The 25,844-nt window shown below is 39.4% G+C and carries 18 protein-coding genes and 5 tRNA genes; 10 read left to right on the forward strand and 13 right to left on the reverse strand.

What is annotated here, in order from left to right; all coding sequences use genetic code 11:
• Positions 1–3 precede the first annotated feature (3 nt).
• The 6 genes from AB1Z56_RS17960 to AB1Z56_RS17985 form a co-directional block, all read right to left on the reverse strand.
• Positions 4–3,177 carry a SusC/RagA family TonB-linked outer membrane protein gene (locus tag AB1Z56_RS17960; protein ID WP_426789805.1) on the reverse strand — a complete coding sequence of 1,058 codons (3,174 nt, stop codon included), beginning with the start codon at positions 3,175–3,177 and terminating at the stop codon, positions 4–6.
• Between the two features lie 540 nt (positions 3,178–3,717).
• A tRNA-Met gene (locus tag AB1Z56_RS17965) sits at positions 3,718–3,790 on the reverse strand.
• A 55-nt stretch (positions 3,791–3,845) separates the two neighbouring features.
• Positions 3,846–3,918, reverse strand: a tRNA-Met gene (locus AB1Z56_RS17970).
• Positions 3,919–3,972: 54 nt separating this feature from the next.
• Positions 3,973–4,045 (reverse strand) — tRNA-Met (locus tag AB1Z56_RS17975).
• A 55-nt stretch (positions 4,046–4,100) separates the two neighbouring features.
• A tRNA-Met gene (locus tag AB1Z56_RS17980) sits at positions 4,101–4,173 on the reverse strand.
• A 55-nt stretch (positions 4,174–4,228) separates the two neighbouring features.
• Positions 4,229–4,301: transfer RNA gene (locus tag AB1Z56_RS17985), tRNA-Met, on the reverse strand.
• A gap of 115 nt (positions 4,302–4,416) precedes the next feature.
• On the opposite strand from AB1Z56_RS17985, the gene era reads away from it, so the two are divergent.
• Positions 4,417–5,295: a GTPase Era gene (era, locus tag AB1Z56_RS17990; RefSeq protein WP_293901579.1), complete on the forward strand. Its 879-nt coding sequence runs from the start codon at positions 4,417–4,419 to the stop codon at positions 5,293–5,295.
• A gap of 75 nt (positions 5,296–5,370) precedes the next feature.
• Here the strand turns inward: era and uvrC are convergent, their stop codons facing one another.
• The 4 genes from uvrC to AB1Z56_RS18010 all read right to left on the reverse strand — a co-directional run bounded on the left by uvrC (position 5,371) and on the right by AB1Z56_RS18010 (position 11,442).
• Complete coding sequence (uvrC, locus tag AB1Z56_RS17995; RefSeq protein ID WP_426789806.1) at positions 5,371–7,170, reverse strand: excinuclease ABC subunit UvrC; 1,800 nt, start codon at positions 7,168–7,170, stop codon at positions 5,371–5,373.
• A 93-nt stretch (positions 7,171–7,263) separates the two neighbouring features.
• The gene (locus tag AB1Z56_RS18000) at positions 7,264–9,534 is read right to left on the reverse strand and encodes a penicillin-binding protein 1A (RefSeq protein WP_309365819.1); all 2,271 of its coding nucleotides are present in this window, start codon (positions 9,532–9,534) and stop codon (positions 7,264–7,266) included.
• Between the two features lie 240 nt (positions 9,535–9,774).
• Positions 9,775–10,254, reverse strand: coding sequence for a 2-C-methyl-D-erythritol 2,4-cyclodiphosphate synthase (gene ispF / locus AB1Z56_RS18005; protein ID WP_309365818.1), 480 nt, complete (start codon positions 10,252–10,254; stop codon positions 9,775–9,777).
• A 369-nt stretch (positions 10,255–10,623) separates the two neighbouring features.
• Positions 10,624–11,442: a glycogen/starch synthase gene (locus AB1Z56_RS18010; protein ID WP_309365817.1), complete on the reverse strand. Its 819-nt coding sequence runs from the start codon at positions 11,440–11,442 to the stop codon at positions 10,624–10,626.
• A 148-nt stretch (positions 11,443–11,590) separates the two neighbouring features.
• Here AB1Z56_RS18010 and panC point away from each other — a divergent pair, with 148 nt between their 5' ends.
• The 9 genes from panC (at position 11,591) to AB1Z56_RS18055 (ending at position 21,407) form a co-directional block, all read left to right on the forward strand.
• The gene (gene panC, locus AB1Z56_RS18015) at positions 11,591–12,451 is read left to right on the forward strand and encodes a pantoate--beta-alanine ligase (protein ID WP_426789807.1); all 861 of its coding nucleotides are present in this window, start codon (positions 11,591–11,593) and stop codon (positions 12,449–12,451) included.
• A gap of 44 nt (positions 12,452–12,495) precedes the next feature.
• Entirely contained in the window at positions 12,496–12,846 is a 351-nt protein-coding gene (gene panD, locus AB1Z56_RS18020; RefSeq protein ID WP_070570112.1) for an aspartate 1-decarboxylase, read from the forward strand.
• A gap of 120 nt (positions 12,847–12,966) precedes the next feature.
• Positions 12,967–13,329 carry a hypothetical protein gene (locus tag AB1Z56_RS18025; protein WP_309365815.1) on the forward strand — a complete coding sequence of 121 codons (363 nt, stop codon included), beginning with the start codon at positions 12,967–12,969 and terminating at the stop codon, positions 13,327–13,329.
• Between the two features lie 370 nt (positions 13,330–13,699).
• Positions 13,700–16,036, forward strand: a complete 2,337-nt coding sequence (locus AB1Z56_RS18030; RefSeq protein ID WP_426789808.1) for a TonB-dependent receptor — start codon at positions 13,700–13,702, stop codon at positions 16,034–16,036.
• A gap of 14 nt (positions 16,037–16,050) precedes the next feature.
• On the forward strand, positions 16,051–16,518 hold the full coding sequence (locus AB1Z56_RS18035) for a thioredoxin family protein (protein WP_426789809.1): 468 nt from the start codon (positions 16,051–16,053) through the stop codon (positions 16,516–16,518).
• A gap of 75 nt (positions 16,519–16,593) precedes the next feature.
• On the forward strand, positions 16,594–17,280 hold the full coding sequence (locus AB1Z56_RS18040) for a hypothetical protein (RefSeq protein WP_426789810.1): 687 nt from the start codon (positions 16,594–16,596) through the stop codon (positions 17,278–17,280).
• A 202-nt stretch (positions 17,281–17,482) separates the two neighbouring features.
• Entirely contained in the window at positions 17,483–18,076 is a 594-nt protein-coding gene (locus tag AB1Z56_RS18045; protein ID WP_426789811.1) for an FKBP-type peptidyl-prolyl cis-trans isomerase, read from the forward strand.
• Positions 18,077–18,991: 915 nt separating this feature from the next.
• Positions 18,992–20,635 carry an NAD+ synthase gene (locus AB1Z56_RS18050; protein ID WP_426789812.1) on the forward strand — a complete coding sequence of 548 codons (1,644 nt, stop codon included), beginning with the start codon at positions 18,992–18,994 and terminating at the stop codon, positions 20,633–20,635.
• 199 nt (positions 20,636–20,834) lie between these two features.
• Complete coding sequence (locus AB1Z56_RS18055; protein ID WP_309365809.1) at positions 20,835–21,407, forward strand: DUF4136 domain-containing protein; 573 nt, start codon at positions 20,835–20,837, stop codon at positions 21,405–21,407.
• 176 nt (positions 21,408–21,583) lie between these two features.
• Here AB1Z56_RS18055 and AB1Z56_RS18060 read toward each other — a convergent pair whose 3' ends face one another.
• The 3 genes from AB1Z56_RS18060 to AB1Z56_RS18070 form a co-directional block, all read right to left on the reverse strand.
• Complete coding sequence (locus AB1Z56_RS18060; protein WP_313267372.1) at positions 21,584–22,621, reverse strand: GntR family transcriptional regulator; 1,038 nt, start codon at positions 22,619–22,621, stop codon at positions 21,584–21,586.
• Between the two features lie 74 nt (positions 22,622–22,695).
• Positions 22,696–23,838 (reverse strand): glycoside hydrolase family 88/105 protein, encoded by a 1,143-nt coding sequence (locus tag AB1Z56_RS18065; protein ID WP_309365807.1) that lies wholly within the window; start codon positions 23,836–23,838, stop codon positions 22,696–22,698.
• 94 nt (positions 23,839–23,932) lie between these two features.
• Positions 23,933–25,741 (reverse strand): RagB/SusD family nutrient uptake outer membrane protein, encoded by a 1,809-nt coding sequence (locus AB1Z56_RS18070; protein ID WP_426789813.1) that lies wholly within the window; start codon positions 25,739–25,741, stop codon positions 23,933–23,935.
• Positions 25,742–25,844 lie beyond the last annotated feature (103 nt).

Here is a 25,844-nt window from a genome sequence, read left to right on the forward strand (position 1 = left end):
AAATTAAAACTTAGCTGTCAGACCTATAGAAATCGTCTTAATACCTGGATAACTTGCTCTTCCGGAACCAGTCTCAGGATCATAATCCCCAAGGCGTTTATCAGCCATAAAAGTGAATGGATTTGTTGAAGATGCAAACAAACGCAGCTGAGACATCTTCATATGACTCAATACTTCTTTAGGGAATGTATAACCAACCGTGATTGCACGTATTCTAAAGTAGTTACCACTAAACAACCAGAAATCGGAAGTTTTGTAGTTCTGAGGAGCATCTCCTGTCAATGTAATACGTGGAAATGGCGCATCGGCTTTATTGTTTTCTTCTGACCAGCCGTCAACCCAACTTCTTTTGATATTTGCGCCATTGAAAAACGGCTGAGAAGCTTCATTCTCCAAATAGGTTTTTACCCCACCGACGCCGTAAGTCAGCACATCCAAATCAAAATTCTTGTAGGCCGCACGAACATTAAATCCATAATTGAACCAAGGCACATCATTCCCCAAAATAGTCCGATCTTTAGCATCAACGATTTTATCTCCATTGATATCGACATATTTAATATCCCCAACTTTAGTCGCACCTCCTAAACTGCTCTGATCTGCGTGTTCATCTATTTCACTTTGGGACGTAAATAATCCTGCTGTCTTATAGCCATAATAATCACCTACCGATCCACCTACACGATTAATATAATAGCTATCAACAATTTCATTCACTTCGCCCAAGGAGATAATTTTATTCTTGATCTTTGAGATATTACCCGACAATGAATACGTAAATTCATCGCCTATTTTACCATTATATGTCAATGAGATCTCTATCCCCTTATTTTGGGTAGCGCCCTGATTGTAAAATGGAGAATGTTTTTTATCAAATCCACCAATAAATAATGGTGCTGACTGCAATAAAATATCATCTGTTTTCTTTACAAAATAATCAGCCACTAAATTGAATTTCCCGCCCAAAAACGTTGCGTCAATACCGACATTACTCATCGTTACTTTTTCCCATAAAGCTAAACGATTGGCTCCGTAAAGTTGCTCCAATCCGTCCACCGCAGTCCCATCGAAACTATAAGCAGAGAAACGATCCAACAGGTTATAATAATTTCCGATTGGAACAGCATCTTGATTACCCAATGAACCGTAGGATCCCCGAAGTTTCAACAAGTCAATCCATTTCACATTTTCCATAAAAGATTCCTTATTGACATTCCAGCCAGCAGAAAAGGAAGGGAACGTAGCCTTTCTAACCTCAGGTGCAAAGCGCGATGAGTTGTCCATACGCAAGTTTGCCTCAAACAGATATTTATCTTTATAGGAGTAATTAAATCGTCCAAATACAGAACGTAATGCCCATTCGTCTTGCGTCGTACGATTTGCTAATCCTGTATCATCCGAACTCGGCATTCCTGAGTCACCATTGATAATTGTTGATGCATCATTGGTCACAAAATTTTTCCTACCCAAAAATGCTTCACGATACACATTTGATTCCTGCGATGCGCCAACTGTAACTTTCCCAAAATGATCTCCAAACGTTCGTTCATAATTAACCGTACCCTGCAGTAGGAGTTCCTGACGTTTTCCCCAGTATTCTTTCAGTTCATTAATCGCATTTACGGTAGAAGGCATTGGTTCCTTCGTAATAAAATTTATGACAGGATCAGTACGGTTAATAAAATCAAAGGAGTTGGTATTTGTATACTTTAAGGACATTGACCCATCTATTGACAAGCCTTCAAGTGGTGTCAAGGACGCATTTGCAGCCAATTGTAGATAATTATCTCTGTTGTTCCCTCTACCGCCTTCGGTAATGGCCCGCAGCTGATTATTTTTTGCGATTGTTGCATTTGGTTTTCCATTTGAAATAGAACCCCATGAACCATCAGATTGACGTATTGCCGTAAACGGTAAAGCCCTTCCCATTTCAACCCAGCTAATAGCACTGCCCGTACGATCAAAATCCTGCTTAAGGAAAGACATGTTGGTATTAAAAGTCAATAGGTCCTTAATGACAGTTGTATTCGTATTCAACTTCATATTAACACGATCCTGCTTCCGGCCCGGCACGAGTGATTGTTGATCGAAATAATTTAAACCTAAATAGTAATTCGTTATTTTTCCGGGTGCATTAACATTGAGGCCGAGTTCGCGCTGTGGAGCAGTATGTTTTAGCACTTCATCGTACCAATTATTGTTGGGATAAAGATCTGGTTCAGATTGATTTTTAAATTTTTCGATAACCTCAGGAGTAAAAGTTGCCGTTTTGCCCACATTGAGCATCGCTTTATTATACAGTTCAGCATAAGATACTGCATCTGCATATTCAGGTAAAAACGTCGCACTCTGAAACCCATAATTTGCATTAAACCCTATAACAGCACGTTCTCCGCCGCCACGTTTTGTTGTCACTAAGATAACGCCATTTGCTGCCCGAGACCCGTACAGTGAAGCTGAAGCCGCATCTTTCAATACAGACATACTCGAGATATCATTGGGGCTCAACGCTGAAAATTCAGCACTCGTAGCTGGAATACCATCAATAATAAACATGGGCGATGGAGATCCTAAATTTGATCTACCACGTACAGTTATCGATCCTGCATTAGACGATGCACCAGAAGAACTCCGCCCTACTTCTGCAGGACGGCTCAACACAGTAACACCGGGACTAATTCCCTGTAACGCATTTTGAAGGGAAGTAACGGGACGTTCTGCCAATTGTTTTGGTGTAATTGTAGCTACAGAACCTGTCATATTCACTTTCTTTTGTGTTCCGTATGCGACAACAACAACCTCCTCCAGCGTCTCATTATCAGACACCAAATTGATATTTACAACCGAACTCGTAACGGTGATTTCCTGTGATTTATAACCGATGCTATTGATTAATAGAACGTCTCCATTTTTAGCATCAATACTAAATTGCCCATCGCCGTCAGATGACGTGGACTTAGCAGTCCCTTTAACACGAATGGTGACACCTGCTTTGGGGCCGTCTGTAGCTGAAATTTTACCTGTTACTTTCTGTTGAAATAGCACATTGTTGAACAAAGCGCCGTTTTCCGAGAAATTGAAACTGCTCGCATTAGCCAAGTTATTTGTACTCCCAACGAGTAAGGCTAAAGACAATAAGCTCAATTTTTGATTACCAAGAATCTTTGAAATGATCATATCTAATAGTTAGTTTAAAAATTGATTAGCGTTCTAATCAAAATTTAGGTAAATGAAAGCTAAAACTAGAAGAAGATAGGAGTATATCAAAATATGGAAACAACGAAATCGATTGCGTAAACTAGACAAACGATTGCACAAACACACATTTTACAGTGCAATCCAATATCAAAAAATTAGAACGATTAAATAACAGCAAAAGACAGTTTTGTAATTTTCTATGTTCATGATTGTGCTCATTCAACTTTGCTTGTTTAGCCTAATGTATGATCAAATTGACTCCACTTCCTGTATTAAGACTGGAATAAAACTATTTTAGCTGGGGTATAACAGGGGGTTAACAGGGATTTACCCCTGTTAACCCCCTGTTATACCCTTGTTAATCCCCTATAAATACCCTGTTAATATAGGAGTTGATATAAATCAAGTGTTAACTTTTGCTTGATCCCCCGTTTTGAAACTGATCCAAAGTACAAGGCATTGTACAGAAAAGTATGACACAAAAAAAGCCAAGATTTTCACCTCGGCTTTTTCTTTTAGTAGCGGGGACCAGACTCGAACTAGTGACCTTCGGGTTATGAGCCCGACGAGCTACCAACTGCTCCACCCCGCAATGTATTTTGAATTTCTTAAAAAGAACCGATCATTGCAATCGGCTCTTTCTTTAGTAGCGGGGACCAGACTCGAACTAGTGACCTTCGGGTTATGAGCCCGACGAGCTACCAACTGCTCCACCCCGCAATGTATTTTAAATTTCTTAAAAGAACCGATCATTGCAATCGGCTCTTTCTTTAGTAGCGGGGACCAGACTCGAACTAGTGACCTTCGGGTTATGAGCCCGACGAGCTACCAACTGCTCCACCCCGCAATATATTTTAAATTTCTTAAAAAGAACCGATCATTGCAATCGGCTCTTTCTTTAGTAGCGGGGACCAGACTCGAACTAGTGACCTTCGGGTTATGAGCCCGACGAGCTACCAACTGCTCCACCCCGCAATGTATTTTGAATTTCTTAAAAAGAACCGATCATTGCAATCGGCTCTTTCTTTAGTAGCGGGGACCAGACTCGAACTAGTGACCTTCGGGTTATGAGCCCGACGAGCTACCAACTGCTCCACCCCGCAATATATTTTTGAACAAAATTGCTTTTTTCTTTTGAAAAAACAAGATTATGATCCTTCCGAATTGGAGTACAAAGATATATTTTGTTTCTTTGTAATCCTAATAAAATTTAGAAAAATGTCACATAAAGCAGGATTCGTAAGTATCATCGGAAAGCCAAATGCTGGTAAGTCCACCCTAATGAACGCTTTAGTGGGTGAAAAAATGTCTATCATTACACCCAAAGCGCAAACGACAAGACACCGCATTATCGGTATTGTAAACGATGAAGACCATCAAATTGTGTTTTCCGACACACCTGGTGTTATCAAACCAAACTATTCTTTGCAGGAATCAATGATGAATTTTGTTCAAGGATCGTTGATCGATGCAGACATTATTTTATTTGTGACAGATATCCACGAAAAATACGATGAGAACGATGTTTTGGAGAAATTGCGCAAAACCAACTCTCCAGTTGCCGTCCTTATCAACAAAATCGATAAATCTTCGGAAGAAGAGGTTAAGGCGAAGATTGAATTCTGGCAGGAAAAATTAAATCCTGACACTATTTTTGCCATTTCAGCAAAATTGAATCATAATGTCGCCGCTGTGATGCAATACATTAAGGACAAACTGCCAATTCACGAAGCCTATTATGAAAAAGATGAATTAACGGATAAATCCATGCGTTTCTTCGTCTCTGAGATGATCCGTGAAAAAGTATTCAAATTATACGACAAGGAGATTCCTTACAGTACAGAAGTAATCGTGACCTCTTACAAAGAGGAAGCAAATATCACCCGTATTGCAGCAGAAATCATTGTAGAGCGCGATTCTCAAAAAAATATTATCATTGGAAAAGCAGGCGCTATGATCAAAAAAGTAGGCACCTATGCACGCCAGGATATTGAAGAGTTTATCGATGGGAAGGTGTTTCTCGAACTTTTCGTTAAGGTAATTCCTGACTGGAGAAGCAAAAAGAATTACCTTAAACGTTTCGGTTACGACGATTAATTCGTATTAAATAATTAGTACGGAGATCTTGGTTGTACAGAACTTCGGTTCACGAACAGGTCTACTTCTAAATCTTTACTTTGCAAAATATTCACGAAGTGCTTTAATCTGTTTCAGATTAAGCACTTTTTTTAGCTCTTCATCTGAAGCTTCTTTCACTTTTTTCACCGATTTAAATTCGGTCAATACTTTCTCAACCGTTGTTTTACCTATGCCCTGAACATTTTCCAGCTCCGAAACGAAGGTTTTCCTACTCCTTTGATTACGGTGGAAAGTAATTCCGAAGCGGTGTGCCTCATCCCGAAGATGCTGAATAACCTTTAAAGTCTCTGATTTTTTATCTAAATAAAGTGGATATTGATCACCTGGATAGAAAAGCTCCTCCAGTCTTTTGGCAATACCGATGACGGTTACTTTTCGCTCTATCCCCAACAAGCGAAGACTCTTTAAGGCTGCGCCTAACTGTCCTTTTCCACCATCGATAATGATCAATTGCGGCAAAGGTTGATCTTCATCCAATAATCGTCTATAGCGTCTAAAAACAGCCTCCTCCATCGTGGCAAAATCATTGGGTCCCTCCACTGTTTTCACATTAAAGTGGCGATAATCTTTCTTCGAAGGTTTTGCGTCCTTAAACACAACAATAGCCGATACGGGATAATTTCCCTGAATATTCGAGTTATCGAAACATTCAATATGCTGTGGCAGCACATTCATGCGCAGATCTTTTTGCATCTGCTTTAAGATGCGCTCCGTCCGGATATCGGGATTAAGCTTTTCATATTGCAACAGCCGCTCTTTTCTGAAAAATGCCACATTCTTTTGGGAAAGCTCCAGCAATTTTTTCTTTTCGCCCAGCTTCGGAATCGTAAATCGAATCCGTTCGTTCTCTTCAATATCCAATTCAAAAGGTACGATAATTTCCCGTGAAAGGCTTTTGAAGCGCTCCCGAATCTCCGGTATCGCCAAGGCCAGAAGCTCCTGTTCACTCTCGTCCAAACGCCTTTTCATTTCGAGGGTCTGTGTCTGAATAATAACACCATTCATAACCTTCAGGTAATTGACAAAAGCATAACCCTCATCTGAAGCAATGCTAAACACATCCACATTTGTAATGGATGAGTTTACAACTGTAGACTTGCTCTGGTAATTGTCCAGCTTATCCAGCTTCGCCTTAATTAACTGCGCTCTTTCAAAATCCAAAGCTGCTGCTGCTGTAGCAATACTCTCTTTTAAACGATTGGTCACCACAGCAATCTTTCCGTTCAGAATATCTTTGATATCACTCAGGTTCTGATCGTAGTCGTCTTCGGACTGATACCCTTCACAGGGCCCCTTACAATTTCCAATTTGGTATTCAAGACAGATCTTAAACTTCCCCTTCCGTATATTTTCCTGTGTGAGAGCCAAATTGCAGGTACGGAGGGGAAACAATTCACGGATCAGATCCAATACAATATGCATCATCCCCACCGAAGGATAGGGACCATAATAGCGGGACCCATCCTTGATATATTGTCTGGTCCAAAAAACACGCGGAAAAGGTTCATTCTTGATGACAATCCATGGATAGGTTTTATCGTCCTTCAACAGAACATTATACTTGGGTTTGTGTTTCTTGATTAATGAATTCTCAAGCAGCCAAGCATCAATCTCTGTATCAACTATAGTAAAAGATATACGGTTAATCTTCCGCACCAAAACACGGGTTTTGCCATTCAGCTGATTTTCATTAACGAAATACGAACCGACCCGATTACGCAGATCCTTCGCTTTACCGATATAAATCAGCTCGTTATTTTTATCAAAATACTGATAGACTCCCGGTCGATGTGGTATCTTTTTTAATTCTTCTCTATAATCAAATACGTCCATTACGTTCCAATATCAAACATTTTCAGCAAAAAGGCCAGACAACAAATCTCGAAAAAATTTATTATCTGGCCCAATGGTATTCGTTAAAATAACTTAGAAACCTAAGCGATCATCTTTTAGTTTAGTCGCATCTTTACCGCTTGAATCCGTAGACCCATCTTCGACATCAGAGCCACCACCGCCCCAATACTGATTACAGTCAATGACACGGGTAAGCCCACCCTGCGGTTGCTCAAAATCACCCTTGGTATACTTCAGATTTGAATCTTTATACACTTTCTGCATGTAGTAAGCAAATACGGGCATCGCTGCTGCAGCCCCCTGTCCGTACTCCATCCTGTCGAAACTAATGCCGCGATCTTCTGCACCAGTCCAAACTCCTGTAACCAGTTCTGGTGTGATACCGATAAACCAGGCATCGGAGTTATCATTGGTTGTACCTGTTTTACCTCCGATCGGATTGTTCAGTTTATACATCCACTGAATACGTCTCGCCGTACCCTGGGACACCACCTTTTTCAACATATCAACAATAATGTAAGCTGATTCACTATTCAAGGCTTTTACGACCTTTGGTGCTTTATCATAGATCGGTGTACCATTCTTATCTTCAATCCGTAAGATCGCTGTTGGCTCAATCCAAGTTCCTTGATTCACAAATGCCGAATAAGCACCCACCATATCAAAGACCGACGCTTCATAAGCACCCAATGAGATCGATGGATAATTAGGCACATCACTTGTTATACCCATCCGTTTTGTCAATGCAGCTACTTCCGCAGCGCCCACTTCGTGCACCAAATAGGCTGTCGCATAATTTTGCGAATAGGCCAATGCTTTCGCTAAGGTAATCGGGTTTCCACCTTGTGCATTTCCTCTCGGTGTCCATCCATTATAGGTTTGTTGGTAATTTGGAATACTGTAACATGGTGAATAACCATTGTCAATTGCCACCGCGTACGTAAATGGTTTCGCCGTTGACCCGACTTGACGTGTACCCATTTTTACCTGATCATATTTGAAGTGGTCAAAGTCAATACCTCCAACCCAGGCTTTGATATGTCCAGTCTTCGGCTCCATAGACATCATCGCATTGCGCAACATGAGTTTATTGTACTTAATGGAATCCATTGGCGTCATCATCGTATCAACACTTCCCTTCCATGTAAAAATATTCATCGGAACCTTTACATTGAAGGCCTTTTTGATCTCATCTTCATTTAAGCCCTCTTCTTTCAAAATGCGGTAACGGTCAGAGCGCTTCATTCCACTGATAAGCAGCTTCGCTTTATCGCCTTTAAAAGGATCCCTATTTTTCCATTGCGCGGCAAATTTAGACTGTAGTTGCTTCATCCACTCTTTTTGCGAATCCTCTGCATATTGCTGCATAGACATATTGATCGTCGTATAGATTTTCAATCCATCACGATCGAGGTCATAAGGAGTCCCATCTGGTTTGGTGATGGACAATTTTGCAAATTCTTTTTTGATTTCATCCTTTAATACCGCTCTAAAATATGGTGCCAAACCTTCACCGTAATTTGCGATCTTAAGTTCTAAACCAAGTGGTTTTTCCTTCGCTTTTGTAGCCTCCTCAGCCGAAATAAAATTAGCGGCAACCATATTGTTTAACACCGTATTACGACGAGTACGTGATTTTTCAGGATACCGTACAGGAGAATATGCCCCTGGGCCTTTAAGCATTCCTACCAAAAGGGCTGCTTGGTCAGCTGTCAGTTTATCCGGCGTCGTATTGAAATAAGTCCGCGCAGCGGATTTGATTCCGTAGGTATTATAAGCACCAAAGTCTACCGTGTTAAAATACATGGTAATAATCTCATCTTTGGTATAATTCCTTTCCAAGCGAACAGCTGTAATCCATTCCTGAAACTTTTGGATGACACGCTTTAAAAAATTCTTTTGCCGCCCATCCGAAAATAGATTAAGCGCCAGCTGTTGTGTAATTGTACTCCCCCCCTGTTTGTTACCGGTCAAGGTATGAAAGATAACAGTAAATGTACGTGAGTAGTCTATCCCAGAGTGATCATAAAAGCGTTTATCCTCTGTCGAAACCAATGCTTTGACCAAATAAGGCGACAATTCACTGTACTTTACGTTGGAACGGTTTTGGACATAATAAGTTCCCAATACCTTATGATCTTCCGTGATAACTTCAGAAGCTAAATTACTTTTGGGATTTTCCAAATCACTGAAGGAAGGTAATTTTCCAAATACTCCAAGACGTATACTCAATATAAAGAGGAAACCTATCGCGACGATGCCGACGATAATTTTCCAAAAATTGAACGTATATCGCTTGACATCAGCCTCAGTAAGTTGATTTTTTTTTGATACTCGTTTCATCTATTTACTAAATTTCAGACGTAAATATTATTCATTTTAAAGACCGCAATGAGTAGCCCATTTTTCCATTCACAAGTGTATTTTGTAAACTTGGATACTACATTATTTTGATCTTTAAAGACTTCAATTAAGACATTAATGCTCACTCTATCAGATAGTGTGCCAAGAATCCCTACTTTGGCAAAGGTATTACTAATTGGGCCAAAAGCAAGAATTTAAACGTGAAAATATTGAGGCGAACTACGCGCGTTCAATCAAGCAAACCGCATAGGCAACCACCCCTTCCTGACGACCGATAAATCCCATCGTTTCATTTGTTGTTGCTTTAATAGAGATGTCGTCGATATCCAAACCCGTTGCTTCAGCCAGTTTAACTTTCATTTGTGGAATATAGGGTTTGATCTTAGGAGCTTCCAGACACAGCATCGCATCAATATTGCCAAGCGTGTATCCCTTCGCAGCAATCAGCGCCATACATTCTTTTAACAACAATAAACTACTAATGCCTTTCCAGCGCATATCTGTATTTGGAAAGTGGTAGCCAATATCTTCTAAATTGGCGGCACCTAAAATGGCATCACATATCGCATGGACCAACACATCGGCGTCAGAATGCCCAAAGGCCCCAGCATGGTGTTCTAATTGCACTCCACCGACAATAAATGGATGACCTTCTCTGATCTGATGGACATCAAATCCAAATCCTACCTTAATTTTCATTATACTAATTATAGCTATGGTATCTGTTCATATCCTAGAAACATGCCCAAACACGCGATTTATATACAGTAAAATACAGCCAATGTATGCTATTTGATAACCTAGCATAGGTATAGATCGAACCCGATTCATCTTCGCTGAGAGCTCTTGGTACGAACATATAAAAACAATGACAGATTACTGCGAAGATAGCAATTCGCAGCTATATTTTACCGCTGCAAAAGGTTTCTAGCAGGTAACGCAACGAAAATCATTGAAATAAAGGTTCGACCAGATGAAAAATAGACGTATAAAAAAAGGCTATCCTTGAGAATAGCCTTCTTTATATTATTGTCTGTTTGTTTTTCCAAACGCTTCGAAAAGTAAAGCTTAAGCTTCTACTTCTTCGGGCGCAAACTGATCATATACTTCTCCAAAAGCATCGTAGTCCTGATCGCCATTTGGCTCAAAAACCTGAATATCTTTGGATCGTGCAAAATCAACTATTTCAGCATTGACATTTTCGTCAGCGACAACCACCATATCGGTAAAATGCAAAGCACCTTTGTAGATAGCCTCATAGCTACCATCACCGTATACCTTTGCATCCTCTGCTTTGAATGAACCCTCGGGTGCCATTTCTGCATACTTAGCTCCTAATGTACCTTTAAATTCTTCGTTGAACAAAGAGTACATCACTTTTGCATCCTTGAATGTAGGATCGTCTTTATAAGTCGTCTTCACGTAAGCCGGTACCAAAGCAGAGAACCATCCATGACAGTGTACCACATCAGGGGACCATCCTAATTTCTTCACAGTTTCCAACGCTCCTTTACAGAAGAACACCGAACGCTCATTATTGTCTGCAAAGAATTCGCCATGCTCATCACTAAAAACTTTTTTACGCTGAAAGTAGTCTTCATTATCCAAGAAATACACCTGCATACGGGCCGCAGGTAATGAAGCAACTTTAATAATTAGCGGATTATCATTATTATCCACAACAATGTTCAAGCCTGAAAGACGAATAACCTCATGTAATCTATTTCGACGCTCATTGATATTCCCAAAACGCGGCATTAAGATCCGGATCTCAAAACCCTTTTCTTGCATCGCTTGCGGAAGTTGACGTGTAATTTCAGAAATTTTAGTTAATTCGAGGAAAGGCGACATCTCGTGAGTAATAAACAATATCTTCGTTTTTGCCATCTCCAGTTATTTTTATTTATTATTTTCGAACAGTAAAATCGGTCTACAAAGGTACGAAAAAAATACTTACTATGCAATTTACTATTAATCATCGTTTTATATTCCCAAAATATTATGCACCTTTGCCAACAAAAAACTAAATAGCAAAGTGGAAATTTTCAAAACGAAAGCATCTCTCCAAGCATACCTGCAAGAAGCCCGATCAACAGGTCAAAAAATCGCCTTAATTCCTACAATGGGCGCACTACATGAAGGACATTTATCCTTATTAAATTATGCAAAACCAATCAGTGATATTCGTGTTTGCAGCATTTTTGTCAACCCCACACAATTTAACGATCCGAAAGATCTCGAAAAATATCCACGGCCCATCGAAAACGACATCAGATTACTGGAATCCGTCGATTGCGACATCCTTTTCTTACCGAGCGTTGATGAAATGTACCCCGATAAAAATGAGGTCTGGCACCTCGACCTCGGCGAACTGGACCAAATTTGGGAAGGTGAAAAACGCCCCGGGCATTTCCAAGGTGTCACCCAGGTGGTCTATAAATTATTTACATTGGTACAACCGGATATTGCTTGTTTCGGGCAAAAAGATTTTCAGCAGGTCATGGTCATCAAACGCATGATAGCAATGAAGGATCTCCCGATTCAATTGGCAATATGTCCTATTATTAGAGATCAAGATGGCCTGGCACTGAGCTCTAGAAACGCGCGCTTAAGCGAAGCTGGAAAAAGAACAGCTCTGGCACTCTCCCGTTCGCTACAACACGTAAAAGATCATATACATGACCCTATCCTGCTAAAGGATATAAAAGACAAAGCCCTGCAGATTTTAACAGACACTGATGGACTTAGCGTTGAATACTTTGCAATCTGTGAAAGTTCTTCTTTAAAGGAGGTCAATCACATCGATTTCAACAAGCAGCATGTCGCACTTGTCACAGCCTGGGTCGAAGGAGTGCGTTTGATTGATAATATGATTCTGAATAATTTGTCAAATTAATTGACAAATCTTTCAAATTCAGCAGAAAGCCCTACCTTTGCGCCATGGTAATAGAAGTAATGAAATCCAAGATTCACCGCGTTAAAGTCACACAAGCGGAATTGAATTATGTGGGTAGTATCACAATAGATGAAGATTTGATGGATGCCGCAAATATCATCGCTAACGAGAAAGTTCAAATCGTAAACAACAATAATGGAGCCCGTCTTGAAACATACGTCATCCCCGGTCAACGTGGATCAGGTATTATCTGTTTGAATGGTGCTGCGGCTCGCCTAGTTCAAGTTGGCGATATCGTCATCATTATTTCCTACGCAAACATGGACTTTGAGGAAGCCAAACAGTTCAAACCTTCGGTTGTATTTCCAGACGATAACAATCATCTGATTAAATAATCGAGAAAAGATGCAAGCCTAGCGTATTGATACTTCATATTTTTTTAATACGCATTGCATTCCTACTCACAAAATAAAATCGTATTTTTGAAGCGTTACCCTAAAAAGTAACGCTTTTTTATGTACCGAAAAACAACGAAATCCCCGCGTCAGCTTATCGCATTTTGCCAATTGGTATTAATGTCGCTGATTATTATTTCGGGTGTTGTTTTTATGCACAAAGAGGTAAAATCAACCGGTGAAATTGTCATGCACACCCACCCTTATGATTTTACCAAGAAACAAAAGCCACAAGAAACAGATGACCAGATCGAATACCTGAATGTCATCTATCACAATACTTACGTACAGACCGAATTTACCGTCCTTGAACTTCCGGTTCCCCGCGAAGTAAAACAGACACGCTATAGTTCCTTTTGTCCGGAAGCGATTACCTCAACCATTGACTATCACCACTTACGTGGTCCCCCCAGCTTAGCATAAAACTAAAATCAGAGATTTCGAGGACCTGTATCCTAGAATAACAAAACTCGACGCAAAATAAGCAGGCCATACTGCATGCGTCTGGTAACGTAATTCTATTTCTATCGTATGCAATACAGTTATCGGTACACCATCTTTGATTCAATTTCTTATTGGCCTCCTTTTCGAGAATTATCTTTAATGCCAGGGCGACAGCCTTCATTGAACTCCCTCACAATGGTTTCAATGAACTCCTTGGTATAAACAACCTTGCAGCGAAACATTTATTTTCTTGTTTCCTACCAGCGTCCAATACCTTGAACGCCGTTCATAACGGGGAATAGACGATTCTATATGAGGCTTGTATTTTTAAAATTTTTATAAAATTACGATGCTAAAGCAATACACTTTATTGGCCACATTACTGGCTAGTACATCCACTATATATGCCCAGTCAAAACTTGAAGGCTACTTATTCAACAAAAATCATGAGGCGATTCCTTCCGGTACCCTCACGTTAAAAAACAGCAAGCTCGCAACTACATCTGATACCGATGGATACTTTAAGCTGTCTGCAATACCAATGCAAAAAGTAACCTTAAATATATCAGCAGTGGGCTATCGCTCCTTCAGTAAGGTTATCTCTTTAGACACCCTAAAAGCTCCATTACAAATCCAGCTCGATGAAGACAACCTCAATTTGGATGAAGTTGTTGTTTCGGCTACACGCTATGGTGTCAAACGTAAGGACGCGCCTGTGGTTGTCAATGTCATAGGTCCAAAATTATTTAATGCGACACAATCTGTCGCCATGTCGGAAACGTTGAATTATCAGCCGGGTGTACGGGTAGAAAACAATTGCCAGAATTGTGGTTTTTCACAGGTCCGGCTTAATGGTCTCGAAGGCCCCTATTCACAAATATTGATCAATAGTAGGGCCGTATTTTCCGCACTAAATAGCGTATATGGATTAGATCAGATTCCAACAAGTATGATCGATCGTATTGAGGTTGTACGCAGTGGCGGTTCGGCACTATTTGGAGCCAATGCGATCGCTGGAACAATCAATATTATTACAAAAGACCCTGTCGAAAACGATTGGCAAGTCAAATCCACCAACTCACTCATTGGTGGCAAAAGCTGGGATAATACAGTTGATTTTAATACTTCCACCGTTTCGGAAGATCTCAAAAGAGGAGCCACATTCTACGGTATGCACCGTAATCGGGAAGCTTATGATGCCAATGGCGATGGTTTTTCGGAAATAACCAAACTCCGTAACACCACTTTCGGCACAAAGCTATTTTACAAACCAAGTGATCTTGATAAGATAACTGTTGATTTCAGCACCGTGAATGAGTTCCGTCGCGGTGGCGATCAACTCGATAAAGTACCGCATCTGACGCAAATCACCGAGCAATTGGAGACCAGTTCACTTGTTGGCGGAATCACATACGATCATTATTCCTCAGATTATAAGCAAAAAATATCGCTTTATGGCTCTGTACAGAAAACTGTTCGCGACAGCTACTATGGCGGTCTTGGAGGCGGAACAACACTTGCCGACAGCACATTAGCCGCAAACGCCTATGGAAAAACAAATGATATCGCGCTAGTTGCCGGGGGACAATATACCTACAACTTTGAACGAGATGTATTTACTGCTGGAGTGGAGTTTTCATACAACGATACCCAAGATGAAATACCGGGTTATAAACGTACTATTGATCAGCAGAACAAAGGGCTAGGCAGTTATGCCCAGTATGAATGGAAGCCCTTAAGCAATTTTAAAACTTTAATTGGAGCACGATATGATTATACCTATGTTGACGGCAAGTATAGTCTCGCAGGTATAGACCGAAACTCAGATCAGCGCTTTGGTACTTTTAGCCCACGGTTGACAGTCTTGTATGATATCACAAAAGACCTTCAATTTAGAGGGGGCTACGCTCGCGGCTTCCGCGCACCACAGGCCTTTAATGAGGACATGCACGTCACTTCCATTGGTGGGAACCAAGTATTTGTATTGATCGGTGAAAACCTAAAAACAGAATACTCCAATGCGTATACAGGTTCATTTAGTTACAACAAAAATTTTGGAAATGTACAAACAAGTTTGCTCGTGGAGGGATTCTACACGGATCTAAACAACCAGTTTGTCAACGTCATGGCATCTGAAAAAGATGGATTGATCATCCAGGAAATGCAAAATGGTGAAGGAGCCCGGGTGTATGGTTCCAATATTGAAATCAATATCGCGCCATCCTCCTGGTTTTCCTTCCAAACCGGCGGAACGATCCAGCGCTCACGCTATAAGAAAGACCAACTTATCTATGAGGGAAAAGAAGATGGACAGGATATCCTCACCAAGAAATATGTCCGTACACCCAATATTTATGGCTATATGAACAGTAATCTAAAGGCGACCAAACAATTTGCGATCGATCTGACAGGCGTGTACACTGGAAAAATGATTGTTCCACATATTCAACAGGATGTGATGACGCTTAAAAATGCCAGGGACTTTGTGGAATTAAATCTCCGTCTGGGCTACACTTTTTCAATACATAAGGATTTCAGCATTGAAATCTTCGGTGGGGTACAAAACATGTTCAATGCTTTCCAGAAGGACTTCGACAAGGGAGCGCTCCGTGATTCAGATTATATCTATGGTCCAACACGCCCCCGTACCTACACGTTTGGACTTCGTGTTGGTCATTTTCATTAACATAAATTTGGGATATGAAGCATTTCCAAAGAATATATGTGCTCTTGATCCTATTCTTTTATCCGCTCTGTCATTATGGACAGGAGCGGATAAATTGGATTGATTTTACGCAACTGGATTCACTTTTGGCCATTTCACCACGCGAGACACTGCTCTTTATTCATACAGATTGGTGTAGCTACTGCCGGAAAATGGAACAAGAAATCTTTACAAAAAAGGAGATTGTCCAACTAATTAACAAGCGCTACTATGCCGTTCACTTAGACGCTGAATCTATTCAGGATCTTGCTTTTGACAACAGTATATGGAGGCCCAAAAACAAAAGAAAGAAAACTGGACAATACCACCCGCTAGCATTACAGTTGCTGCAGGGAAGAAATATGATCTTTCCAAGCCTCTTACGGTTAGACGCTGAATTTCGTCTAAAAAGTATACGACAAAAATACCTGAATTCAAAGGAGTTAGCTATTTTCTTAGAATAATTTAACATTTACTTGTAGCGAACTCCTTTATTCCTGCGTTTTGGATTTTATAATTAATACACACTTTAAGAAATTATGAAAAATATCACAAAATTTTTAATGGCGTTTTTGTCTCTGGGCATTCTTTTTACAGCTTGTAATAAAGATAATTTTGATTGGGACGCCTATTACAAACAGCAAGAAGAAGCTGTGAAAAAGGAGAAAGCAAGAATAGACTCATTATATAAAATTCAAGCGCCAATTTTAGAAGCATATGCAAAGCAAAAATGGGGTAATGACGCAATGCGTTCAGACTCTTCCCTTTCAAAAGGAATGTGGTACAAAATTGAATATGCTAAAGAAACCGCTACTCCGTATACCTATGGTATTACGTTAACAAATAACGGCCCTGCGATTACACCATTTGCTGCAACATTTAACTTTCAAGGAGAGTTAATGAACGGAACTGTTTTCGATAAAAATCCTGCTGGAACACCGGCTGTTTATACAAACATTTATAAGGCAATCGGAATTTACAATATAGGATGGATGAGAGCCTTTACACCTCCAGTAATTAAACAAGACGGAAGAGATTACTATCCACATGGCTTACTTCCAAAAGGACTACAAAAAGGAGATAAAATAACTTTCATTGCACCTTCTTATTATACTTTTGATCAAGATGAATATACCAAAGGCAGTGAGAAAGTAACTGTACCTAAAAACACACCTGTTGTATATACGATCGAATTGTTAACTATTGGAGCTGCAACTTCCAACTAAGAAACACAAACAATGCATTCATCAAAGCCATTTTCCTAGTGAGAATGGCTTTTTTGTGACTCCGCGTTTAGAAGTGTAAATTACTGTATCAAAATGTTAATTATTAACGCGAAAACTTTTAACGAAGAAAAAATAATATACATTTGCAAAGCTACTTTCATAAAGAAAATAGCTTTTCCTTGAAAAACCAATAAAAAATACAATGAAAAAACTGTTATCACCACTATTCATGGGAATTGCAGCAATCGCTTTCCTTATTGTCAGCTGTAACAAAAGCGACGATGCTCCTGTTTATGATGCGAGTGCACAATTTAAGACGGATTCTGTAACACTTAAAAATTACGTCAGCCAAAATTACCCTGATGCACAATACAACAGCGAAACAGGAATTTGGTATGAAATTCTATCCGAAGGAACAGGAAATTATGAATATAAAGTGGTAGACACATTGGACGGCAAATACTTAAAATTTAAACCGACTGTAAAATACGTTGGAAAATTATTGAGTGGAAGTGTATTTGATCAAACAGATACTGCCAAAGAATTTGAAATCATCACAAACACAGGATATCAATATCCATTTTACAGCACTATTATTCCTGCATGGACCTTTGCATTTGCTCCGCAAAAAATCGGTGACATGAAATTGGGCGGTATAACGGAAAAAGGCCTACAAAAAGGCAGCAAAATTCATATCATGGCACCTTCGCTATATGGATACCAAAACCAATCTGTGGGAACTATTCCGGCAAACTCCCCATTGGATTTTGTAATTGAAGTAACGGACATCAAATAAAGATATATGAACTACTAAAAAATAGTCTTCATTACATTAATAGGGGGCTAGGATCTACAAATCCTAGCCCCCTTATTATTGCTTTACGAAAAGATAAAAACCTACAAGTTGACTTTTTGATCATTGCTATAATTGCCCAGTTATAAATAATCAAGATAACATCAAAACTGGAACATAGGGGTACCAACTTAAGCCTAAAAGCAATTTTAAATCAATTTTTAGACAGTGCTTGTTCAGTGATTACTCAGTTCACACTGAGTAATCACTGAACAAGCACTGAACGAGCACTGAACAAGCACTGTCAAAAGACCAAACTTGGCCGCCCTTTGATCCTACTTTGTTAGACCTAAAAATTAAAGAGAAAAAATAGCATGAGCTACAATTACCTAACCAAAAATCGCTCTTGTGCGGTAATAGTATGATCCAAATTAGACTTGAAAAAGAATGAAACTTAGCTAAAAAAATAAAAGCTCGAAGTGGGGAACTCCGAGCTTTACCTAACCAATTATTAACCTAAATTATGAAAAGTTCTTTATATATTATTTTAAAATATCTTTCGTTTCTTTTGATATATCAAAGGTACTACACATTGGCGTTCATGTCAAGAAATTTAACAGCATTTAACGTTGTTAAAATTATGTTAAAACATTTTAGCACATCCTTATCCATGTAAATATGCCTCCTTAGCCGATTTGTCGGTTTACACATATAGACCCACCTTCCGCCGAATCTTTTCCGCGCTGGTCCAGCACAATGTTACACTGTTGATATATTGTACTAAGAAGTTTTTACATCCGAAAATAGTTAACGCTTTTATTCCCATCAGTTCAGGCGGAGTATCAAAAAAAAGAAATAAATTTGTACGAAGATCCTACATCTATTGGTATCTCATTTTAGTTAGACGATTAATAGCATATGAAAATAGCTTTAGCACAATTGAATTACCATATCGGTAATTTTGAAGCAAATACTAAAAAAATAATTAGCGCAATCCATCAGGCCAAAGAAGCGACAGCTGATCTTATTATTTTTGCCGAACTCGCAATTGGTGGTTATCCCGCCAAGGATCTTTTGCGGAGTAAGGCATTTAAACGTCAATGCGATGAAGCTATTCATCAAATCGCTGCACATTGTCAGGATATTGCCTGCATCATTGGAGCTCCGGTTAAAAACAGCGATCCTGAAGGCAAAGAACTCTATAATACCGCTGTATTTATTGAGCATGGGGCCGTCCGAAACATTGTTAAGAAAGGCCTTTTGCCCGATTATGATGTATTTGATGAATATCGTTATTTTGAACCCAGCAGACGTTTCGATTGTATCGAATTGAACGGCGTAAAAATTGCGCTAACAATCTGTGAAGATTTATGGGATGACGACGAAGGCGAGAATTCTTACGTTGGCGATCCGATGGAAGAGCTGAGAAAAGAAAACCCAGATCTTCTCGTCAACATTGCGGCCTCCCCTTTTTCCTATACGCATTTTGATGAACGTGTCAAGGTCCTCAGCCAACAGGTAGCAAAGTCTGGCAGACCGCTAATTTATGTCAATCAGATTGGCGCTCACATGGATATTATCTTTGATGGTCGCTCAATCGCTCTGGATAATGAGGGAACAAAAATTGCCGAACTAAAAAGCTTTGAAGAGGATCTTCAATTTGTCACCTATCATCAACAAAATATAACCTCCACTACAGCTTCTTCGAAAGAGTCCATAGCTGAGACGGCTCTTATACATGATGCATTGATCCTTGGGCTTCGTGATTATTTTCAGAAATCCGGTTTCAAAAAAGCCGTTCTAGGCTTGTCCGGTGGATTAGATTCGGCCTTAGTTGCCGCTTTGGCCTGTGAGGCTTTGGGGGCCGATAATGTATTAGCCATACTCATGCCTTCGGTTTACTCTTCTGACCATTCGATAAAAGATGCGATGGACCTCGTCAACAATACAGGGTGCAAACATTATATTGTTCCGATCAAAGATATCGCCAATGCCTACGAACATAGTCTAGCTCCTCTTTTTGAAGGAATGCAACCAGATACGACTGAAGAAAATATTCAAGCGCGCGCGCGTGCGGTAATTTTGATGGCCGTTTCCAATAAATTCGGTAATATCCTACTCAATACATCCAATAAAAGTGAAGCTGCTGTAGGATACGGCACCCTCTATGGGGATATGGCGGGTTCCATCTCCGTGATCGGTGATGTTTACAAATCCAAAGCCTACGATTTAGCACGCTATATCAATCGAGAACGGGAGATCATTCCAGTCAATACCATTGAAAAAGCGCCTTCTGCGGAACTTCGGCCAGATCAAAAAGATTCAGACTCCTTACCGGAATATGAACTATTGGATCAAATCCTCTTTGAACTCATCGAAAATGAGAAGGCAGGATCTGAGGTTGTAGCAATGGGCTTTGAAAAATCGTTAGTAGAAAGGGTATGTAAATTGGTTAATAATGCTGAATTCAAACGTTTTCAAGCGCCTCCTATCTTGCGGGTTAGTCCTAAAGCATTTGGGCCTGGAAGACAGATTCCGCTCGTGGCAAAATATCCCTATTAATTTTACAATTAGGATTAAACCATATTTATAGTTTTTTGTCTAAAGTAATAGATTGTAAAATCAAAAAGGATAAAAGCATCCCGGACGATAAAAAAACAATTGCCATAAAGACCGTCAACTGTAATATTTTTACACTTGAAAGGCATACGGATAAAGAATAAAAACAAATTAGTTAATAAATATAAGTTCCATATAGGCCATGAAAAAGATTCTATTATTTTTGGTGCTTTGCATTGCACTCGCATCATGTTCGTCTTATCAATACAATACCACTCGGGTAGAAAAGATGGATTTTACTCCTTTTAGGACGTATGCTTGGTTACCTCCGGTAGACTCGCTTTCGAAGTCTTATTTTGACAACGATATTGCTAAAGCCAATATCTTGGATGCCGCGAATACTGCGTTGGAAGCAAAGGGCCTACAATATTCCAAAGATAATCCTGATTTATTATTCCGCTATATTACCATTGTCAATAATAAAAGTCGTTTGGTCTATGGCGGCGGTGGTTATTACGGCTGGGGCGGTCCCTGGGGCTGGTATCGTCCATGGTTTTCACCTTATTACTATGGCGGAGGCTATTACCCAGTTGCAAAAGAACGTTATCGTTACGGCCATCTGATTATTGAAGCCATCGATCGTAAAACAAACGCAGTGATTTGGCAGGCACGTGGTTCGGGTGACGTCGACAATCCAGAAAAAGCAATTAATAACATCAGCAAGGTAGCAAAAGGAGTTATTGATTTATTTCCTGTGAAAACCTTAAAGAAATAAACGAAATTTATAAACTCACAAAAAAGAGACTGGTTTACTCAAATTAACCAGTCTCTTTTTTTGTGAGCATTTTTTTCTATTGCCCGAAAGAACCTTCGATCGCCTTTTCGTTTATTAGATGTAAAGGAGTTGTATAGTCATTTGTCCATGGCAAGATCACATATTACATTTTGAGACTAAATAGATGGTCTCAATTTCAAGTAAAACGGCACTTCTACACGATCTTTGGATTTATTGATGATCAGTTCGGCAGCCATTCTCCCCATCATTTCAAAGTCGGTAGATATTGTTGTAATACCATTAAGGATAAATTTTTTCAACGGGGTTTCATTATAGGAAATGATGCCAACATCTTTGCCTATGACCAATTTTTTTTGAATAACCTTGTTTAACAATTTGACAAGATCATCTTCAATGATATTGATATAACATGTACCTTTCTCTACTTTCTCTTCGTCGATATCGGAGACCAGCTCGTGCTCAAAAGCATATTGTTGACAAAATTTATAAAACCCTTTGATAATAGCTTTTGGGAAATCACTATAGTCAGGAAATACCAGTTTCAAGCTCTTATATTTACTCAATACTTCATTGGCCACCTCCAATGCAGAGTAAATGTCATGTTCATAATTTTCATAAACAGCAGGAAAATCCCCAGGTACATCTTCGATAAACTTTCCAAGCAACATGAGCTTTTCTGTAGGAATCTTACGGATAATATCGGGAGCCTTATCTCTTCCTTCTTTGAAATGTGGAAAGAGAACATAATGGTCATACGTTTTGGTTAGGCTTCCCAAAAGTGTATTCAGATACGATAGATCTGAATTATATACAAACAAATCCAAATTCGCATAGTCACTCAGTTGCTTTGCAAAAGAATCATAAACAATTTTTTTATGTGCACTTAGTTTATTAAGAAAGAGCGCTATTTTAAGTTTAGACTGTACATCAGTTTTATTTACATAATAGCCTTTTCCCGGGTTGGATGCAATGATCTCATTTTTCTTTAGATAACGGTATGCTTTTTCAACAGTATCACGTGATATTTCCAAATATGCACTCAACTCATTAATGGAAGGCAACATATCATCTCTGGCTAATGTTTCATTTTTAACAGCATCAATAATGGTATTTGCTAATTGCAGATACTTTGGAGTAGCAGAAAAATCGCTAATTTCTAAGGTTTTTAAAAATTGATTTACGGAACTGGTCATTGTAAGAGTTTAATAATTATAAAATTAACGATTTGTTTATAAATATCTAAAAAAAACACTTTAAACTAACTATTTCAAAACGCAGCCTCTATACAACCCATGATAAAGGGACCTGTCGCCTTAGCATCGTTTTCGCGAATTCGCTCTCCAACGTAGTATTCATAGCTACCATCCCGATAAGGATTTCCACCTAGACCGGCAACAGCATTACATTGTATCAAATGCCATAGTCCGTTTTCTCGCTTCAACAAGCTCTTTTGGATCCCCTGATACAGTTTACTAACCAAACTTTTATAATTTTTTGAAAGGTATTTTTTATTCATGCCTTTCGAGTAAGCATACAGAAACATACTATTTACTGACGCTTCCTGATAATTTCCTTCTCTTCCAGCTTGATCTATTACCTGCCACCACAACCCTTCCTTATCTTGATATTTAGCCAGGTTCTCGGCTAGCGATTGAACTAGTGTAATTAGTTCACCTCTACGTGGATGATCTACCGGTAACCCTTCCAAAACATCAATGACCGCCATAAAATACCAACCCATGCTTCGTCCCCAAAAATTAGGGGACTGCCCCGTTTGCGGATTTGCCCAGTTTTGTTTTTTACTTTCGTCCCAAGCATGATAATACAATCCCGTCTTTTCATCTCGTGTATGTTTAGCTGTAATTAGAATTTCGTCAATAGCTTGATCGTAATACCGATCTTGTTTGCTCAATTCAGCGTATTTCACTAAAAATGGTGCTGTCATATATACCCCATCCAGCCAAACCTGATGTGGATAGATCAATTTATGCCAATAGGCACCTTCAAGGGTCGTCGGTTGATATTTCAATTGGTGGATCAATGTTTCAATCGCCAAGCGATATTTTTCTTTCTTGGTTTTCTCATAAAGTTCAAAGAGTATCTTCCCGGAATTGACATAATCGACATTATAGGTACTAAGCTCATATAGATGGATTTCACCCTTTTCATTGATGAGCGTATCAGCCCACTTTTCTACGTAGTTGAAGTACTTTTTATCACCTGTTTCTTCAGCTACTCTTAACATAGCAAGACAACCTAAGCCCTGCGCATAACCAAAATAAAGGCGTTTGCCATGATCTAATTGCCATGCTTCAGGAAAACGCTGCATTTCTGAATCAGCAAATTGTTGATAAAGTGGCTGTGCTCTCGCCCCAAGAGCATAGATCAAGAGATAAAGAATGAAGCTCATTTTTCGGAATATCATAGCGTTCTTATTGCTTAAAATATTTCTCTGCGATCAGCACTTAGGCAAGAGCAGGCACTCATCGCAGAGAATACTTATCTTAATAAAGCGGATGCTGCTGCCCTGCGAGCCCTGGATTATTATCGATTGTTGATGTACTTAGAGGTACAAGTTCTACTTTATTCTTTTCCAGACCTCTATAAATATTATTTACCCAAGTTGCCGTTGGGGTCAATGTGTTTGCGAAAAAGATTGATTGATTGCTATACATGTCCAATAGGGTATACCCCTGTGCAGTTAATTCGGCTCTTTTTACCGCATCGGGAGACTCTTTAAATGAGATAAATTCCTGTACGACCAATGGATCATTAAATGTATTGGCGGGAGTCATTTTATACGCACGGAATAGATCAACCTGCGCATATTTTCCTTTATGTGCTGCCAGATCCAATAATTCCTGCTTGGTTAGAGTTAGCTTCTCAAATAATATCCCCCAACGAATCAAATCCGTTCGCCGCCATCCTTCAAAGCCGAGCTCCAGCTTACGCTCTTGAATAATCGCATCTTTAAATCCTTGGTAGGAGCTCGGTGTTAACCCAATTTTAGATCTATCATTTTTAAATGCGCGCAAACGTACTTGTTCGTATAAATCTTTTGCGATTGCAGTTGGTCCCTGATTAATTTCATTTTCAGCTTCTGCATACATCAATAAGATATCTGCATACCGTAATTCAATCCAATTGATATCCCTTTTATTTACAGCAATACCTTTTTCTGCCTTCCAATTGACACGGAATTTACCAATGGTATTGCTCGCGTAGGTATTCATCTGGTGCTTGCTATCTGATGTAATGGAATAAGATGCAATGGTTACATCCCGCCGGCTATCACCCGCTTCAAATTCAAAATAATAAGTAGGAAATGCGGCCATTGCCGGCTGCGCTTTGCCATAGAAAGAATTTGTATGTGAAAAGAATCCATTGGTATAACCGATTTGCGCATCATTTCGATCTGCACCTTTTTGTCCATATTCCAGCATAGACTCATTGTCATACTTTCCATTAATGAGGTTTCTAAAAATCGTTTCGTAATCAATCAAATTATTTTCACCTCGCTCTACGACCGCCTTACAAGCATCCCTAGCAATTTGATATAACTGCTGTATTCTACCCTGATCTGAACGCCTATTCAACTGTACGCTACTTGCTGCATATGAATTTAAATCCCAACGTAAGGAATATCCCGCCGCGTACAATGCTGTTCTAGCCAAAAGACCATATGCCGCATTTTTTGAGATACGTTCCACCGATAACCCCGATTCACCTTTCCAAGGAAGTAACGTGATAGCTTTTTGCAAATCTTCAATACAACCGTCCAATATAGTATCCCGGCTTACCCGAGAAGAAGAAAAACTTCCGGCATCGACTACAGGAATACGCGGAAAGGGAACATCGCCAAAATAACGTACCACATTCAACATATTCTTAGCCCTTATAGCCAATGATTCTCCAAGAAGCATATCCAGTTTTTTCTTTTCTATTTCTGTTCCTGGCTGCATTAACGGAATATTCTTTATCAATACATTGACCTGTTCAACACCGGAATACATCGCTGTATAGGTAGAAGACGGACTTGTTGCCGGAGTATAGACATAATTAGATACTTGATTCTTGGAGTTCGTCTCTCCTTCCGTTGAAAAACATTCATCTGTCCCCATACCGAATTGGTAATATAATTCAGAATTAAAGACACTTGTATAAGCGCCCAATAATGCCATTTCTACGCGATCGGCATTTTCAAAAATGTTACTGCTATCATAATCACTTTGGGAAGGAAGATCTAAAAATTTCTTACATGCTCCTGTTGACAATAAACAGGCTATACCTACTATTATTACAATTCTTTTCATTGGAATATAATTGTTTTATTTCTTATGAATCTGCCACGCTCCTGTAATTGGTCTTACAGCTTGCATTTCATAGGAAATTATTTTTCTGTTTATAAACGGTTCT

The sequence above is a fragment of the Sphingobacterium sp. WOUb80 genome (genome assembly GCF_050058145.1).
Classification (GTDB): Bacteria; Bacteroidota; Bacteroidia; order Sphingobacteriales; family Sphingobacteriaceae; genus Sphingobacterium.

Coding starts and splice junctions, on each gene's coding strand:
- AB1Z56_RS17960 (WP_426789805.1), bottom strand. CDS start 3,177: ATGATCATTTCAAAGATTCTTGGTAATCAAAAATTGAGCTTATTGTCT.
- era (WP_293901579.1), top strand. CDS start 4,417: ATGTCACATAAAGCAGGATTCGTAAGTATCATCGGAAAGCCAAATGCT.
- uvrC (WP_426789806.1), bottom strand. CDS start 7,170: ATGGACGTATTTGATTATAGAGAAGAATTAAAAAAGATACCACATCGA.
- AB1Z56_RS18000 (WP_309365819.1), bottom strand. CDS start 9,534: ATGAAACGAGTATCAAAAAAAAATCAACTTACTGAGGCTGATGTCAAG.
- ispF (WP_309365818.1), bottom strand. CDS start 10,254: ATGAAAATTAAGGTAGGATTTGGATTTGATGTCCATCAGATCAGAGAA.
- AB1Z56_RS18010 (WP_309365817.1), bottom strand. CDS start 11,442: ATGGCAAAAACGAAGATATTGTTTATTACTCACGAGATGTCGCCTTTC.
- panD (WP_070570112.1), top strand. CDS start 12,496: ATGGTAATAGAAGTAATGAAATCCAAGATTCACCGCGTTAAAGTCACA.
- AB1Z56_RS18025 (WP_309365815.1), top strand. CDS start 12,967: ATGTACCGAAAAACAACGAAATCCCCGCGTCAGCTTATCGCATTTTGC.
- AB1Z56_RS18030 (WP_426789808.1), top strand. CDS start 13,700: ATGCTAAAGCAATACACTTTATTGGCCACATTACTGGCTAGTACATCC.
- AB1Z56_RS18035 (WP_426789809.1), top strand. CDS start 16,051: ATGAAGCATTTCCAAAGAATATATGTGCTCTTGATCCTATTCTTTTAT.
- AB1Z56_RS18040 (WP_426789810.1), top strand. CDS start 16,594: ATGAAAAATATCACAAAATTTTTAATGGCGTTTTTGTCTCTGGGCATT.
- AB1Z56_RS18045 (WP_426789811.1), top strand. CDS start 17,483: ATGAAAAAACTGTTATCACCACTATTCATGGGAATTGCAGCAATCGCT.
- AB1Z56_RS18050 (WP_426789812.1), top strand. CDS start 18,992: ATGAAAATAGCTTTAGCACAATTGAATTACCATATCGGTAATTTTGAA.
- AB1Z56_RS18055 (WP_309365809.1), top strand. CDS start 20,835: ATGAAAAAGATTCTATTATTTTTGGTGCTTTGCATTGCACTCGCATCA.
- AB1Z56_RS18060 (WP_313267372.1), bottom strand. CDS start 22,621: ATGACCAGTTCCGTAAATCAATTTTTAAAAACCTTAGAAATTAGCGAT.
- AB1Z56_RS18065 (WP_309365807.1), bottom strand. CDS start 23,838: ATGAGCTTCATTCTTTATCTCTTGATCTATGCTCTTGGGGCGAGAGCA.
- AB1Z56_RS18070 (WP_426789813.1), bottom strand. CDS start 25,741: ATGAAAAGAATTGTAATAATAGTAGGTATAGCCTGTTTATTGTCAACA.